The organism is Konateibacter massiliensis, assembly GCF_900184995.1.
GTDB classification, from domain to species: Bacteria; Bacillota; Clostridia; order Lachnospirales; family Lachnospiraceae; genus Lachnotalea; species Lachnotalea massiliensis.
This window is the reverse complement of sequence record NZ_LT860099.1, coordinates 957,573-972,574: the sequence shown is the minus strand read 5'-3', so window position 1 is coordinate 972,574 and position 15,002 is coordinate 957,573. Positions and strand designations below refer to the sequence as shown.

Sequence of the window (15,002 nt, the reverse complement as noted above, 5' to 3'; positions counted from 1 at the left end):
GATTAAGGAAAACCTGCAAAGCAGGCTTTCCTTAAATGTTATTATGAAATACGAAGGAGTTGTCTAAATGGAAGGTTATGAAAAATTTAAAGACGACGTCTTTAAGCTTACAAAAATTGATTTAGATGCATATAAAGAACGTCAGATGAAGAGGCGTATCGACACTTTAATTACCAAAAATAATATCAAAACTTACGATGATTATATCCGAACGATAAAAGCAGACGCAAAGATGTTTGAAGAGTTTGTAAACTATCTGACAATCAATGTTTCGGAATTTTACAGAAATCCGGAGCAGTGGGAGCTGCTTGACAAAGAAGTTTTTCCAAGATTGATTTCTACATATGGAAAAAATTTAAAGATTTGGAGTGCGGCATGCTCCACCGGCGATGAACCGTATTCTCTTGTTATGGCATTGTCCAAATTTTTGCCACTCAATCAGATTAAAATTGTCGCGACAGACATTGATAACCAGGTGCTGAATAAGGCGCAGGTGGGCTTATACAATGCGAAGAGTGTAGCAGGCGTGCCAAAGGAGTTTTTAAACAAATACTTTACAAAAATTGGAGCGTCCTATCAAATAGCGGATGAAATCAAGCAAAGAGTTGAATTTAAGCAGCATAATCTTTTAAAGGATTCATATCCGTCCGGTTGTAATTTAATTGTGTGCAGAAATGTATTGATTTATTTTACAGAGGAAGCGAAGGATGAGATTTACAAAAAGTTTTATGATGCTTTGGTAAAAGATGGTGTTTTGTTTATCGGAAGCACAGAGCAGATTATGCAGTATAAGGAATTGGGATTTGGAAGATATAAATCTTTTTTTTATTCAAAAGAATAGCAAGATTGTAATAGAAAATGATAGGCGGTTACAAAATGTAACCGCCTATCATTTTTTGTATGAAATGTGCGTTTCTATTTCAATAAAACACTAAAAACATGAAGCACATATTTTTTCATCAAAGTCAAATCATTTAACACCTCATCGGTCAGCTCAAAATAAGTTGTTTTATCATTGTAGTTCTCCTTGAAACTTGGGCTTATAATGACCTGTTCCTGAGGGAGGAAATGTCCCGATTTTTTAATGTAGCAGTTGGAAGACTTTGCTTTTGTCCGGTATTCCTTGTCGACATAGGACGCTACGCTTTTGTGTATTGCAATATCCTCGTTTGGCAGATAGTAGTAGTCTTTATAATTGTGATAGAAAAATTTCAGTTCCCCGGAGTGCACCTTAATCTTTAATTTTCCCATACCTTTATTTCCGATGAAATAAAAATCATTGCAGCCGTAGGAGATTCTCTTTGGCAGTTCCACCTGCAGCTTTAATTCAATGTAAAATTCAAATTGCTGCTGCTGATACATGTCCATGTAGGGTTTTACATGAAAGCCGGTAATTGTAAAAAGCCCGTTAAATAAAGCATGATAGGCAAGAATCGGGATTAAGCCGAACAGTCCGCATATATCATCTTTATTATGTAATAAGAGGAGCTTTTTTGCCTCCTCGGTAGGTGCAATCAAATAGTCAGAATAGACACGGATTAACTCGCCGCCGCCAAATTCGTCCTCCCGGTCAATTCCCAGAAAGGCTTCCACCGTTTTTTGCTTTAGATTTTCCAGCTTAAAAAACTTCTTGTAGGGAGAGAGGAGTTTATATAAATCAATACTCTCTTTGGAAAGGAAATCCTCCGCTAATCCGTAAGAAGCAGCCTTTTGCATCAAATAAGGAATATCAAATCCGTTTCCGTTGTAATGGAAAACAGCTCTATAGTTTTTCAAAAAAGCAAAAAAAGCTTCCAAGATTTCTTTTTCATCCTCTTTGGAATCTGCAAACCATTGGATAAACTTGAAGGTGTTATCCTGAAAATAAATGCAGCCAATTAGATAACAAAATGTGTTTTTCGGTGAAAAACCGGTCGTCTCAATATCAAAAATTAAAATTTCCGAAAGTTTTAATTCATCCTTACAAAGCAATTTGTGAAAGATGAAATCAAAGCCTTTTAAATCATCATCACTGCTTTGCAGGTCAAAAGTGCGTATATACATAGTTTATCTCCTAATTTAGTATAGCTTCCTATAGCTTATCTTATCCATAATAAATGAAAAAAGCAAGTGTAATTTTGCTGTTTTGCTATATCATAGGAAAGTTCTTCGAATTTCCTATGATATAAAAATATATGCGCACGAATGCAAGAGGAAGATGTCACTATGTGACTGCATTCGGCGCAGCAAAGCAGCCAAGTCCCTCATGAGTGAGGGATTAGGGAGTTGATGCGGACTTGTCCGCTTTGTTCCCAATTTGAAAAAATAGAAGAAGGTTGCGAATATTAGCCGGATTCATTATAATAAGCGTATAGACTAAGCAACAGTAGGAATAGTAGAGGAAAAAGAGCATGAATGCTGAATTAATGGAACGCCTAAAGCCGGTGACGGAGGAAGAACAAAGAATTTTGGTCGGCGACAGACAGGTGAATAAGGAGATTTACACAACGGGGAAGGAATTTACCATTGACAGCAATAAGATGCTGGAAAAGGGAAGGCTGATTGATATCCGCACCCATACCCGTTTTATTGATTTTCCGGCACATAAGCATAACTATATTGAGATTATGTACATGTGTACAGGTAAAACAAGACATATTATAAACGGAAATACGCAGGTGGTTCTGGAAAAGGGAAATCTGCTTTTCTTAAACCAGTTTTCCTACCATGAGATTCTCCCGGCGGGAATGGACGATATTGGAATTAATTTTATTATATTGCCCGAATTTTTTGACGAGGTTCTGCCGATGCTTAATAAAGACGATGCGCTCAGTAATTTTTTGGTCAACACACTCCGCCAGAATACGGAACAGGCAAGCTATTTGCATTACAAGGTTGCAGATATTATTCCGATACAAAATCTCGTGGAGAATCTGGTATGGGATTTGATTAACAAGCAGCACAACCATAGGCAGATTGATCAGACGACAATGGGGCTTTTATTTATGCAGCTTGTGAATCAGACCGAGCGTATCGAGCATGGGGAGGAAAATCAGGCGAACCATACGATTGCCATCAAGGTGCTGAAATATATTGAGGAAAGCTATAAAACAGCGAGTCTTACAGAGCTTTCCAAGGAGCTGAACCACTCTGTTTCCAGTCTGAGCAAAATGATTAAGGGCAGTACGGGGAGCACCTTCAAGGAGCTGCTTCAAAATAAGAGGCTGAATCAGGCAGCACATCTTTTGTCCACAACAAAGCTTCCGATCACAGATATTATTTATCGGGTAGGCTATGACAATACAAGCTATTTTCACCGGATTTTCAGGGAGAAATATAAGGTCAGTCCGAAGCAATACCGCAATATGGAAAATAAGGACGTAAAAATATAAAAACTAAGTCCTTGTTAAAAAAAACTGCTTTGGATATAATGAATAAGAAAAGTAGATTTGGAATAAAACTAGGACTTAAAAATCTAATTATAAATGAGAAAGGTGGAAAAAAAGAATGTATGATGTAAAAAAGGGCTATGAGCTGGCAAAAGAATTTTATGCACAATATGGTATTGATGTGGACAAGGCAATTGAGGTTGCAAACGCTACACCGATTTCCATGCACTGCTGGCAGGGCGATGACGTTGCAGGCTGTGAGAAGAAGGAAGACGCTGCATTAACAGGAGGTATTCAGGTAACAGGAAATTATCCGGGAAGCGCAAGAAATGGTGATGAACTTCGTGCAGATATCGACGTTGCAATGAAATATATTCCGGGAGAGTTAAAGCTTAACCTGCATGCAAATTATCAGGAGGCAGATACTTTTGTAGACCGTAATGCGATTGAGCCAAAGCATTTTGACAAATGGGTAGACTGGGCAGTAGAAAAAGGCATTGGTCTTGACTTTAACCCTACTTATTTTTCACATCCAAAGAGCGATAATGGAACGTTGTCTGCTGCAGATGAAGACGTTCGTAAATTCTGGATTGAGCATGGTATCCGTTCCCGTCAGATCGGTGAATACTTCTACAAGAAGACAGGAAAGCCATGTGTAATCAACCATTGGACACCAGACGGTGATAAAGAGGTTCCGGTTGACACAATCGGACCAAGAAAGAGATTAAAAGACAGCTACGACCAGATTTTTGAGGCAACCAAGAATGTGGAAGGTGTTATTGATGGAATTGAGTCCAAAGTATTCGGTATCGGAGCAGAAAGCTTTACAGCAGGTTCTCATGAGTTCTGCATGGGCTATGTAATGAAGGCAAACAAAGACCATATCATTATGACTCTGGATACAGGACATTATCATCCGACAGAGGTTGTTTCAGCAAAATTAGCTTCTATCTTTACATTCTCTGACAATGTATTGCTTCACGTTTCCCGTCCGGTACGTTGGGATTCTGATCATGTAGTAAGCTTTGATGATGAGACAAGAGCAATTATGGACGAGCTGGTTCGCATGGACAAGTTAAAAGATACTTACGTTGCAACTGATTTCTTTGACGCTTCCATCAACCGTATCGTTGCATGGGTGACAGGTCTTAGAAACACAAGAAAAGCTATGTTAGCAGCTCTGTTACAGCCGGTTGACCAGATGAAAGAAATTGAGAAGAGCGGTGATGTAAGTGCGCGCTTAGCATTCAAAGAAGAGTTTAAAGCAGCTCCGTTTGCACTGGTATGGGATTATTACTGCCAGCAGCAGAATGCTGGTGCAGGACTTGAATGGTTAGCTGAAGTACAGAAATATGAAAAGGAAGTTCTTTCAAAAAGAGCTTAAAAATTTAGAGAATGCCAACTCTAAAGAACAGTTCTATGTTAAAGGAGAAGCACGATATATATCGTGCTTCTTTTGATTTGTTTTAAGGAAAGTGATAGCCCGACCTGCAAATGAGAATAAAAATATAATTAACGGGCTTGATAAATGCACCTGAAAAAGAGTATAATAATAAGATACGAAGTTTTATGAGACTAACACAAGGCTCTTATAAAGCTCTAAATATAGAAAAGCAGTATTGTTTTTTTAAGAAAGAAGGAATAAGAATGACAAAAATTGATATTATATCCGGCTTTTTGGGTGCGGGTAAGACAACTTTAATAAAGAAATTAATCGGAGAGGCATTCGAAGGAGAGAAATTAGTTTTAATCGAAAACGAATTTGGCGAGATCGGAATTGACGGCGGATTTTTAAAGGATTCCGGCATAGAAATTACAGAGATGAACTCCGGCTGTATTTGCTGCTCTTTAGTGGGAGATTTCGGAACAGCACTTCAGGAGGTTTTGGACAAATATACACCTGACCGCGTTATCATTGAGCCGTCCGGCGTGGGCAAGCTCTCTGACGTTATCAAGGCGGTGGAGAACATCAAAGGCGCAGACATTGAATTAAACAGTCTGACAGCCGTTGTCGATGCGATGAAGAGTAAAATGTTCATGAAGAATTTCGGTGAGTTTTACAACAATCAGATTGAATATGCAAAGACTATAATTTTAAGCAGAACCGATAAATTGAGCGAGGACAAGCTGGATGCGTGTGTGAAGCAAATCAGAGAGCACAATGAGCATGCTGCGGTTATCACAACTCCTTGGGAGCAGTTGAGCGGAAAGACGATATTGGAGGCAATGGAGAAAAAGAATGACTTGGAGGAGAAGCTGCTGAGTGAAGTGAAGGAGCACGCTCATGAGCATCACCATGACCATGCGGAATGCGGTCACGACCACGAGCATCACCATGACCATGCGGAATGCGGTCACGACCACGGGCATCACCATGACCATGCGGAATGCGGTCACGATCACGAGCATCATCATGACCATGCGGAATGCGGTCACGACCATGAGCATCATCATGACCACGCAGAGTGCGACCACGATCACCACCATGAGCATGACCACGCAGAGTGTGGACATCACCACCACGACCATGAGCATCATCACATACATGAAGATGGAACATGCAGCTGCGGTCATGATCACAGCCATGAAGGACATCATCATGCTGAGGATATTTTTACAAGCTGGGGCAGGGAGACACCGAAGAAATATGAAGAGGCAGAGCTTGAAGAGATATTAAAGAAATTGGCGGAGACCGCAGAATATGGAGTGGTGCTCAGAGCGAAAGGAATTTTGCCGTCAGCGGATTCTACATGGCTTCATTTTGATTTGGTTCCGGGTGAATATGAGATTCGAAAAGGCGAAGCAGATATCACAGGACGTATCTGTGTAATCGGAACTGAGATAAAGGAAGAGGAACTGGAACATTTATTTCAGATATAAGCTGCAGGAACAGAAATAGAAAGCCGAAGGCTGAATAGTAAGGAATGGAGTAAAACAATGGAAATACCAGTATATTTATTTACAGGATTTTTGGAAAGCGGGAAGACCGTATTTATAAAGGATACCATACAGGACCCTAATTTTTCACACGGAGAAAAGACTTTGGTTATCCTGTGTGAAGAAGGAATGGAGGAGCTCGAGGAGGAGTATTTGAGAAAAAGCAATACTTCCGTCGTGGTGCTGGACAGTCAGGAGGAACTGACAGAGGAATTTTTGAAGGACTGCGGTGTGAAATATGATCCAGAGCGTGTATTTATTGAGTTTAACGGAATGTGGGATACAAAGGCACTGTTGGAAACGAAATTTCCGAAGTATTGGGAAATTTTGCAGATTATTACGCTGATTAACGGTGAGACATACGAAGCATTTATGAGTAATATGCGTTCTCTTTTAGTAAACCACTACACAGAGTCCGACATGGTAATTTTTAACCGTTGCACGAAGGATATGGATTTGGCAGCGTTTAGAAGAAGTGTAAAGGCGGTAAACAAAAAGGCACAGGTTTATTTTGAGGGAGAGGATATTGATCCTCAAAACACCTCAGAGTTGCTGCCGTTTGATTTGGATGCGGAAGTGATTGAGATTGAAGATGAGGATTATGGCATCTGGTATTTGGATGCGATGGATAATCCGAAGAAATATAACGGAAAAACAGTGTCCTTTACGGCTGTTGTATTTAAGCCAAACAAGCTGTCAGATGAGACTTTTGTGCCCGGCAGACATGCGATGACTTGTTGTGCAGATGATATTTCCTTCATCGGCTTTATATGTAAAAGCCAGAATGCAGAGAAGCTGCACCATAAGCAGTGGGTAAAGCTGACTGCCCAGGTAAGGATTGAATATCGTAAGGAATACAAGGGAAAAGGACCGGTTTTATATACAAAGAAGATTGCTTCCTGCGAGAAGCCGGAAGATGATTTGGTATATTTTTATTAAAAGGTAAGATACTTACTGCTGTGGTGCCAAGGGCTGAGCAGTGATGAAAATATCGTTTATTGGTTGAACATCAATCAGTAAGCGGTATTTTTTTATAATATTAGGAAAATTCTCCGAATTTCCTATGTTATAAAAAACCATTTATGCGCACCTCGAAGAGTGGAAAACATCATAACTGTATTGTCAGTAGAGTATACATATATATTGACAAAAATCGAGAATCGTGTCATAGTAAGTAACAGAGTAAGAGGCAGAAACAGGCTATTTGGAAATACAAGGAGATATTATGAAGAGTATAAAAGAAGAAATTGAGCAGTTAAAAAAAGAGCGAGATGCCGTTATTTTAGCACATTATTATGTAGCGGATGAGATACAGGATATTGCCGATTATATCGGAGACTCCTATTATTTAAGTGAAATGGCGACAAAACTGCCGCAGCAGACAATTTGTTTTGCGGGAGTTACCTTTATGGGGGAGAGTGCCAAGATTTTGTGCCCGGATAAGACGGTGTTATTGCCGGAGACATTGGCAGACTGCCCGATGGCGGGAATGGCAGAGGAGGAGAAGATTTTGCAGATAAGAGAGGAATATGACGATCTTGCGGTTGTCTGTTACATCAATTCCTCCGCTAAGTTAAAAACGCTCTCAGACATCATTGTAACCAGCTCCAATGCTGTTAAGATTGTAAAGGCATTGCCAGAAAAAAATATTTATTTTATACCGGATGAGAATTTAGGACGCTATGTTGCATCGCAGGTGCCAGAGAAGAATTTTATATTCAACAAAGGCTTTTGTCATGTACATACGAGCATTACAAAGGAAAATGTATTAAAGGCAATGGAAGTGAGACCGGATATGGAGGTGCTCGTTCATCCGGAATGTAAGCTTGAGGTACTTGAGATAGCGGACTACATCGGAAGCACGGCAGGAATTATCGATTACGCGACAAAGAGTGAGAGACAGGAATTTCTAATCTGTACGGAGCTTGGTATTTTACATGAGCTGAAGAGGAAAAATCCGGACAAATTATTCTACTCGGTAGGTCACAGACAGTTTTGTCCGAACATGAAGAAAATCACGCTGGAAAAAATAAAACGAAGCCTGCAGGATATGGAAACGAAGGTGGAGATAGAAGAAGGGCTGAGAAGGCGGGCGTATATGCCGCTGAAAAGAATGTTGGAGATGGCAAAATGAAAGAAAACAGATATGAAGTGATTATAGTCGGTACAGGAGTGGCAGGGCTGTTTGCGGCATTATCGCTTCCGAAGGATTGCAGCATATTGATGATTACAAAAGAAGAGGCGGATATCAGCGATTCCTATCTTGCGCAGGGAGGTATCTCCACACTTTTGATGCAGGAGGATTATGAAGATTATTACAATGATACGTTGAAGGCAGGAAGATACCAGAACAATCCGGAATCGGTGAAAGAGATGATTTCTTCCTCCAAGGATGTGATTGAAACATTATTAGAATATGGAGTTGAGTTTGATAAAACCGCGCAGGGTGATTTTGAGTACACAAGAGAGGGCGGGCATTCCACGTACCGTATCCTTCATCATCAGGATGTGACAGGAAAAGAAATCGTAGAAAAGCTTCTAAAAGAGGCAAAAAGCCGAAGTAATATCACAATAGCGGAATATACTGTGATGGTGGATATTTTGACTGAGCAGGGGGAATGTGCGGGCATCGTTGCAAAAAGAAATAACGAATGGATTGCTTGCCGTGCAAAGGCTGTTTTTCTGGCTACCGGAGGGGTAGGAGGAATCTTTAAAAGCTCCACCAATTTTTCCCAGATAACAGGAGATGGAATTGCACTTGCCCTGCGCCATAATGTTGCGGTGGCAAACATGAACTATATCCAGATACACCCAACCGTGCTGTATTCTAAGAAGAAGGGAAGAAGATTTCTTATCTCAGAGTCCGTGCGGGGTGAGGGGGCAATTCTCCTGAATGAGGAAAAAAAGCGCTTTGTCAACGAACTTTTGCCAAGAGATCTTTTGACCGAGGCGATTCAGGAAGAGATGGAAAAATACCACACCGAGTATGTTTATCTGAGTATGGAGAATATAAGCAGAGAGAAAATTAAAAATCATTTTCCAAATATATATGCACGCTGCAAGGAAGAGGGTTATGATGCCTTTACCGACTTGATTCCTGTTACGCCGGCACAGCACTATTTGATGGGAGGTATCAAGACGGATATTTACGCAAGAACATCGATGAAACGCTTGTATGCTGTCGGAGAGACTGCCTGCAATGGTGTGCACGGAGCAAATCGTCTGGCAAGCAATTCCCTGCTGGAGAGTCTTGTTTTTTCCAGAAATGCAGTAAGGCATTTTATCGAAGAAGAGAGGGCGGACCGTATATTGGGAGTCAGCAAAGAACTTGATTTGCAGTGCTATGAAAATGAAGCAAAATGGACACTTGAAAACAAAGCTTTGCTGCTTGGAGAAATAAAGAGAAGGGATGAAAAGTTTTATGATAAATGGTGTAAATTTAAAGGTTAATATAGATGAATATATCTTAAATGCCTTAAAGGAGGACATCACAAGCGAGGACGTGACGACAAACGCGGTGATGAGAAGCAGTGTTGCGGGAAGAGCAGAACTTATCTGCAAGCAGGATGGTGTCATATGCGGGCTTTCCGTGTTTGAGAGAGTATTTCAACTGCTGGACGAGAAGAGCAGCTTTGCAACTTCGTTTCAGGATGGTGATACGGTAAAAAAAGGACAGATAATCGGCGTATTGCAGGGGGATATCAGAGTTCTTTTGTCAGGAGAGAGGACGGCACTCAATTATTTGCAGAGAATGAGCGGCATTGCCACAATAACAAGGGAATATGTGAAGGAGTTGGAAGGGTATGAGACAAAGCTTCTGGATACAAGGAAAACAACACCAAATATGCGCCCTTTTGAGAAATATGCAGTAAAGGTGGGCGGAGGGCTTAACCACAGATATAATTTATCTGACGGCATTTTGCTAAAGGACAATCATATAGGTGCAGCAGGCGGAGTGAGAAAGGCAATCGAAATGGCAAGAGAGTATGCCCCTTTTGTGAGAAAGATTGAGGTGGAAGCAGAGAACCTTGCTATGGTCCAGGAAGCATTGGAGGCGGGTGCCGATATCATTATGCTGGATAACATGAGCAATGAGGCGATGGCAGAAGCAGTAGGGCTCATTGACGGCAGAGCGCAAATTGAATGCTCCGGTGATGTGACGAAAGAACGCTTGCGAGAAATTGCAAAAATAGGAGTGGATTTTATATCATGCGGTGCTCTGACTCATTCGGCACCGATTATGGATCTATCACTTAAAAATTTAACCTCCCTATAAAATGGGAGGTTAAATTTTAAAATTGTAATAATTCTTGATTTATTCTCCGTAAATCAAGCTGCCAAGCTCTTGCATTGCAGAATAAATCTCTCCACTTCCGCCATAAATTTCATTGAAATCTAATGCATAGATCTGTTTTTCCTGTATCGCGGTTATATTCTGTAATGATTCGTTTTCATATAAAGAATTAATCATCGTATCCATATCCGGACCACCTTCATAATCAAATAAGATTAATACATCTGGGTTGGTCTCAATTAATGTTTCTACGCTTACTTCAGAACCAGCAAAATCTTTGAATACATTTGGCAAACCAATCATTTCAAATGCTTCGTTTTGGAAATATTCAGTCTGCGAAGCAGATACTGTTGGAATGCCATCTTCAACCACAGCAATTTCAGCCATCTTTAATTCTTTTTTAGACCATCTTGCATCGTTTTTAAGACTGTCAACTAATGACTGATATTCTGCCGCTAATTCTGCCGCTTTATCCTGGACATGAAAGATTTTTCCTAAGTTTTCAATATCTGATATGAGGGATTCAAAATTCGCTCCATCAGCACCTACTTCTGTAATATATGTAGAAATTCCAATAGCATTCAAATCAGTGACAGTACCAATTCCATAGTCTCCATCAATAAATAAATCCCCTCTGCCAATTACACAATCCGGGTCAGCTCCTAATACCAATTCCTTAGAGGCATAATCTGCGGAAATTACATTTAATTTATTAAATTCCTCTGCAATATCCTCAGCAGGCTCACCATATACCGCGGCTATGCCTATGATTTTATCTGCTAATCCTAAGCGAAGCATTAATTCGGCGGTACCTTGATTGTTGCATACAACTCTTTCGGGAGATGCTTCAAATGTTTCCTCTATTTTTTCCCATGTTGAACCGTCACTACTAACGGAATAACTGGTTATCGTTACCGGGTACCCCTCCTCACTTGAACCGCTTTCAACATTTGAACTGCTATCTTGACTTACATTATCTTCTCCGTTACTGTTACCGGCTCCGCACCCTATTAATGAAATTGATAGGGTCGCAATGGTTAATAAAGAAATAAACTTTTTCATGAGTTCCTCCATATTTTTTTATTTGATTAAAAATAAAATTGTGTTATACTTAGTTAGTCGTGTCTAACTTTTTATAACACAGGAGAATTTAAATGTCAATGATAAAATTAAATATTGATAAATCGATTTATGAGCGCCATAAAGGATTTATTCCTACTTTTATAGTAGCATTATTAGCTATTCTATTTATTGCTATTATAGCCTCAATATCCATTGGACAAGTGGATATTCCGTTTCAACAAACCTTCCAAATTATTATGTATAAAATAACCGGTATCGATATAGGGAATATTAGTGAAATCAGTTTGCCGTATCTTAATATTGTTTGGTTAATTCGTTTGCCCAGAGTTTTGACAGCCTGTTTAATCGGTATGGGATTGGCGATTTGCGGTACTATTATGCAGGCTTCTGTACAAAATCCGCTTGCAGATCCTTATATCTTAGGTATTTCGTCCGGAGCTACGCTAGGTGCAACATTTGCCATTCTTGTTGGCTTTGGGGCATTGCCTATTATCGGTCAGATCGGTGTATCTTTGGGAGCTTTTTTAGGTGCTTTGGCCGCTTCTGTTTTGGTTTTGCTATTTGCCAATATGGGAGGCAGGGTTACAAGTACAAAGCTTGTTTTAGCCGGTACTGTTATTGATTCTATGTTCTCGGCTTTTTCGAGTTTAATTATTTATTTTGCAGATAATGAACAAGGTTTACAGCGTGTAACGTTCTGGATTATGGGGAGTGTTGCCAGTGCGAATTGGTCTAAGCTTCCTTTTCTGACAGTTGTTGTTGCGGGAAGTGTAGTCTTCTTCCTGACTCAGTTCAGAACTCTGAATGTTATGCTGGTGGGAGACGAAACGGCTACCACTTTAGGTATTAATCTTGGCTTTTATCGAAAATTATATTTAACAATAGCCTCCTTGATTACCGGTATTATGGTCGCTAACTGTGGAATGATAGGTTTTATCGGTTTAATTATACCTCATATTACAAGAGCCATTGTCGGCAGTAATCATAAACAATTGGTTCCGATTTCAATTCTTTTCGGTGGGATTTTTATGGTTTAACTGATTTGGTTGCAAGAAGCATTATACCCGGTGTGGAAATTCCTGTTGGTATCATTACGGCTGCCGTTGGTGCTCCGGTATTCTTATATATGCTGCTGAAGAAAAATTATGGTTTTGGAGGTAATTAATTATGAACTTATTCGTTAATAATATTTCCATTCGTTTAGGTAATACAGATATAGTGAAAAACGTTTCCTTAAAGGTGAAAGATTCGCAGACGGTAGGAATTATCGGACCAAACGGATGCGGTAAAAGTACGCTGCTCAAATCGATTTACAAGGTAATTCATCCTAAAGCGGGTAATATTACCTTAGATGATTTGGATGTGTTAGCCGAAAATGAAAAAACGATAGCAAAAAATATTGCAGTCGTGGGACAATTCAATGAACTGAGTTTTGATTTCTCTGTTTATGATATGGTTATTATGGGCAGAGCTCCTCATAAGCATTTTATGGAAGCGGATACCGAAGAGGATATCAAACTAGTAAACGAAGCTTTGGCAAAAGTAAATCTGTTTGAACTTAAAAACCATAGTTATCTTTCTTTATCAGGCGGGGAAAAACAAAGAGTTATTTTAGCCCGTGCCATGGTACAGCAGCCCAGATTATTAGTTCTTGATGAGCCGACGAACCACCTTGATATTAAATATCAGCTGCAGGTGCTCAATTTAGTTAAGGACATGAATACGACGACCTTAGCGGTACTTCATGACTTGGAATTAGCGGCGAAATATTGTAATTACTTATATGCAATGAAAAATGGTGAAATTGTTGCCAGCGGAACCCCGGCAGAAGTGCTGACGAAAGAGAAGATTAAAATGATTTACGAAGTTGATTGTGAAATCTATGAAAATCCAATTACGAAGGCATTAAGCATTGCTTATCTGGATGCTGCAATAAATGGATAAATCAAAACCTCTGTGATTTACACAGAGGCTGAAGTCAATAGATTTAAAATAGCGGGAGAATAGTTAATCTGGTTTAAAGAAGACGCTGCTGCACTGCTGCTTGCAGAGTTTTCAACCTCCTCCTCATTATCTTTATTGCTGTTCTCAAGAAAGAGATTTACGAAATTCAGATAATCGTCATAGGTAAAGGATGCCTTTAATTCTTCCATCACCTTTAACAGCTGATCAGGCAAGCCCTGGTCGTTTGTGACGGTGTCATCAAAGCTTCTGGAAACAGAATAGGAGGTATTTGGAACATCCACACCGGTCTGCATATACCCTGTTACCTTTACAACATAATCCTGTGTTTCTTTAAACGGAGGTATTCCGCCGTATTTATTTACGTTATTGCCGCCTGCATTGTAAGCAGCGAGAGCGAAGGAAACATTGCCGTCATAGGTATCTAACAAGGAAGAAAGATACTTGGCACCGCCCATAATATTTTGCTCTGCATCAAAAGAGTCTGTCACGCCAAGTGAAGCGGCAGTGGCAGGCATTAACTGCATAACACCCTGTGCTCCGCAACGGGAAACGGCATTGGGATTAAAGTTTGATTCCTGCTTGCCCACAGCTTTCAATAAATCAACAGAAATATTGTACTTGCTGGCAGCTCTCTCAAAAATATCACTCAAAGTTTCGGATTCCCCTAAGTAAGAAGAAAAGGAGCCGGTCTTTTCCGTACTTGACACGTTGGTGTCAGTCGTATTTACGCTTCCATAACTATTTACACGATTTACATCTAACATGCACTCACCTCAATTGTAATTCTCAATATCGTTTTTTTGCACTTTTGAAAAAATATGCACATATAATGTCATTTTAAATGATTTTCTGAATAATTACAAGACTTTATTGAAAGAATTATAAACTTTTTTGAGGAATCAGAAAGATAAAATAAATATAAAATATATCTTAATAAATTGACTTCACTATCTGGATAAACTATAATAAATGCAATATAAAAAGTAAGGGAAGGGTGGAGAAATATGCCATATATCAGCACAAAAACAAATACAAAAATCAGTAAAGAAAAAGAAATAGCAATCAAGGAAAAGCTTGGAAAGGCAATTGAACTGATTCCTGGAAAAAGCGAGAATTGGCTTATGTGTTCCTTTGAAGGAGAGCAGTCTTTGTATTTCACGGGAGAAGGAAATGTTTTGATTGCATGGATTGAAGTGAAGATTTTTGGTAAGTCAACAAAGGAAGCATATTCTGCTTTAACTCAGAAAATTACGGAGATTATAAGCGGGGAGCTTGGTATTTCTCCGGATAAAATTTATGTAAAATACGAAGAAGTAGATATATGGGGCTGGAACGGAGCCAATTTCTAATGAATT

At 39.6% G+C, this 15,002-nt stretch carries 13 protein-coding genes and 1 pseudogene; 11 read left to right on the top strand and 3 right to left on the bottom strand.

The genetic code is table 11. The annotated features are described in order from the left end of the window. Window positions 1-67 precede the first annotated feature (67 nt). Window positions 68-841, top strand: coding sequence for a CheR family methyltransferase (locus CTY48_RS10320; RefSeq protein WP_099468413.1), 774 nt, complete (start codon window positions 68-70; stop codon window positions 839-841). Between the two features lie 74 nt (window positions 842-915). Here the strand turns inward: CTY48_RS10320 and CTY48_RS10315 are convergent, their stop codons facing one another. Continuing rightward, window positions 916-2,043 (bottom strand): ribonuclease H-like domain-containing protein, encoded by a 1,128-nt coding sequence (locus tag CTY48_RS10315; protein ID WP_099468412.1) that lies wholly within the window; start codon window positions 2,041-2,043, stop codon window positions 916-918. Window positions 2,044-2,390: 347 nt separating this feature from the next. Here CTY48_RS10315 and CTY48_RS10310 point away from each other — a divergent pair, with 347 nt between their 5' ends. From CTY48_RS10310 to nadC, 7 genes are all read left to right on the top strand, one after another. Further along, a complete protein-coding gene (locus CTY48_RS10310) occupies window positions 2,391-3,371 on the top strand; it encodes an AraC family transcriptional regulator (RefSeq protein WP_099468411.1) in 981 nt (326 codons plus the stop codon). 115 nt (window positions 3,372-3,486) lie between these two features. Continuing rightward, on the top strand, window positions 3,487-4,752 hold the full coding sequence (locus CTY48_RS10305; RefSeq protein ID WP_099468410.1) for an L-rhamnose isomerase: 1,266 nt from the start codon (window positions 3,487-3,489) through the stop codon (window positions 4,750-4,752). Window positions 4,753-5,015: 263 nt separating this feature from the next. Continuing rightward, the gene (locus tag CTY48_RS10300; RefSeq protein ID WP_099468409.1) at window positions 5,016-6,248 is read left to right on the top strand and encodes a CobW family GTP-binding protein; all 1,233 of its coding nucleotides are present in this window, start codon (window positions 5,016-5,018) and stop codon (window positions 6,246-6,248) included. Between the two features lie 57 nt (window positions 6,249-6,305). Continuing rightward, complete coding sequence (locus tag CTY48_RS10295; protein WP_099468408.1) at window positions 6,306-7,244, top strand: TIGR03943 family putative permease subunit; 939 nt, start codon at window positions 6,306-6,308, stop codon at window positions 7,242-7,244. A gap of 286 nt (window positions 7,245-7,530) precedes the next feature. Then, entirely contained in the window at window positions 7,531-8,439 is a 909-nt protein-coding gene (nadA, locus tag CTY48_RS10290) for a quinolinate synthase NadA (protein WP_099468407.1), read from the top strand. Then, complete coding sequence (locus CTY48_RS10285) at window positions 8,436-9,755, top strand: L-aspartate oxidase (RefSeq protein ID WP_099468406.1); 1,320 nt, start codon at window positions 8,436-8,438, stop codon at window positions 9,753-9,755. The genes nadA and CTY48_RS10285 overlap by 4 nt, the downstream gene beginning before the upstream one ends. Continuing rightward, the gene (gene nadC, locus CTY48_RS10280; protein WP_099470128.1) at window positions 9,727-10,581 is read left to right on the top strand and encodes a carboxylating nicotinate-nucleotide diphosphorylase; all 855 of its coding nucleotides are present in this window, start codon (window positions 9,727-9,729) and stop codon (window positions 10,579-10,581) included. Before CTY48_RS10285 ends, nadC begins: the two co-directional genes overlap by 29 nt. Before the next feature lie 39 nt (window positions 10,582-10,620). Here nadC and CTY48_RS10275 read toward each other — a convergent pair whose 3' ends face one another. Then, the gene (locus tag CTY48_RS10275) at window positions 10,621-11,661 is read right to left on the bottom strand and encodes an ABC transporter substrate-binding protein (RefSeq protein WP_180272703.1); all 1,041 of its coding nucleotides are present in this window, start codon (window positions 11,659-11,661) and stop codon (window positions 10,621-10,623) included. Between the two features lie 92 nt (window positions 11,662-11,753). Here CTY48_RS10275 and CTY48_RS10270 point away from each other — a divergent pair. Both CTY48_RS10270 and CTY48_RS10265 read left to right on the top strand, forming a co-directional pair. After that, window positions 11,754-12,847, top strand: a pseudogene (locus CTY48_RS10270) (FecCD family ABC transporter permease). 2 nt (window positions 12,848-12,849) lie between these two features. Beyond that, a complete protein-coding gene (locus CTY48_RS10265) occupies window positions 12,850-13,626 on the top strand; it encodes an ABC transporter ATP-binding protein (protein ID WP_099468404.1) in 777 nt (258 codons plus the stop codon). Between the two features lie 17 nt (window positions 13,627-13,643). Here the strand turns inward: CTY48_RS10265 and CTY48_RS10260 are convergent, their stop codons facing one another. Then, complete coding sequence (locus CTY48_RS10260) at window positions 13,644-14,411, bottom strand: lytic transglycosylase domain-containing protein (protein WP_099468403.1); 768 nt, start codon at window positions 14,409-14,411, stop codon at window positions 13,644-13,646. Window positions 14,412-14,651: 240 nt separating this feature from the next. Between CTY48_RS10260 and CTY48_RS10255 the strand changes: the two genes are divergently transcribed. Further along, the gene (locus CTY48_RS10255; protein ID WP_099468402.1) at window positions 14,652-14,996 is read left to right on the top strand and encodes a phenylpyruvate tautomerase MIF-related protein; all 345 of its coding nucleotides are present in this window, start codon (window positions 14,652-14,654) and stop codon (window positions 14,994-14,996) included. The last annotated feature ends 6 nt before the right edge of the window (window positions 14,997-15,002 follow it).

Excerpts from the sequence above, each read along its gene's own strand:
- CTY48_RS10320 (WP_099468413.1), top strand. The coding sequence starts at position 68 with ATGGAAGGTTATGAAAAATTTAAAGACGACGTCTTTAAGCTTACAAAA.
- CTY48_RS10310 (WP_099468411.1), top strand. The coding sequence starts at position 2,391 with ATGAATGCTGAATTAATGGAACGCCTAAAGCCGGTGACGGAGGAAGAA.
- CTY48_RS10305 (WP_099468410.1), top strand. The coding sequence starts at position 3,487 with ATGTATGATGTAAAAAAGGGCTATGAGCTGGCAAAAGAATTTTATGCA.
- nadA (WP_099468407.1), top strand. The coding sequence starts at position 7,531 with ATGAAGAGTATAAAAGAAGAAATTGAGCAGTTAAAAAAAGAGCGAGAT.
- CTY48_RS10300 (WP_099468409.1), top strand. The coding sequence starts at position 5,016 with ATGACAAAAATTGATATTATATCCGGCTTTTTGGGTGCGGGTAAGACA.
- CTY48_RS10295 (WP_099468408.1), top strand. The coding sequence starts at position 6,306 with ATGGAAATACCAGTATATTTATTTACAGGATTTTTGGAAAGCGGGAAG.
- CTY48_RS10275 (WP_180272703.1), bottom strand. The coding sequence starts at position 11,661 with ATGAAAAAGTTTATTTCTTTATTAACCATTGCGACCCTATCAATTTCA.
- CTY48_RS10315 (WP_099468412.1), bottom strand. The coding sequence starts at position 2,043 with ATGTATATACGCACTTTTGACCTGCAAAGCAGTGATGATGATTTAAAA.
- nadC (WP_099470128.1), top strand. The coding sequence starts at position 9,727 with ATGATAAATGGTGTAAATTTAAAGGTTAATATAGATGAATATATCTTA.
- CTY48_RS10265 (WP_099468404.1), top strand. The coding sequence starts at position 12,850 with ATGAACTTATTCGTTAATAATATTTCCATTCGTTTAGGTAATACAGAT.
- CTY48_RS10260 (WP_099468403.1), bottom strand. The coding sequence starts at position 14,411 with ATGTTAGATGTAAATCGTGTAAATAGTTATGGAAGCGTAAATACGACT.
- CTY48_RS10285 (WP_099468406.1), top strand. The coding sequence starts at position 8,436 with ATGAAAGAAAACAGATATGAAGTGATTATAGTCGGTACAGGAGTGGCA.
- CTY48_RS10255 (WP_099468402.1), top strand. The coding sequence starts at position 14,652 with ATGCCATATATCAGCACAAAAACAAATACAAAAATCAGTAAAGAAAAA.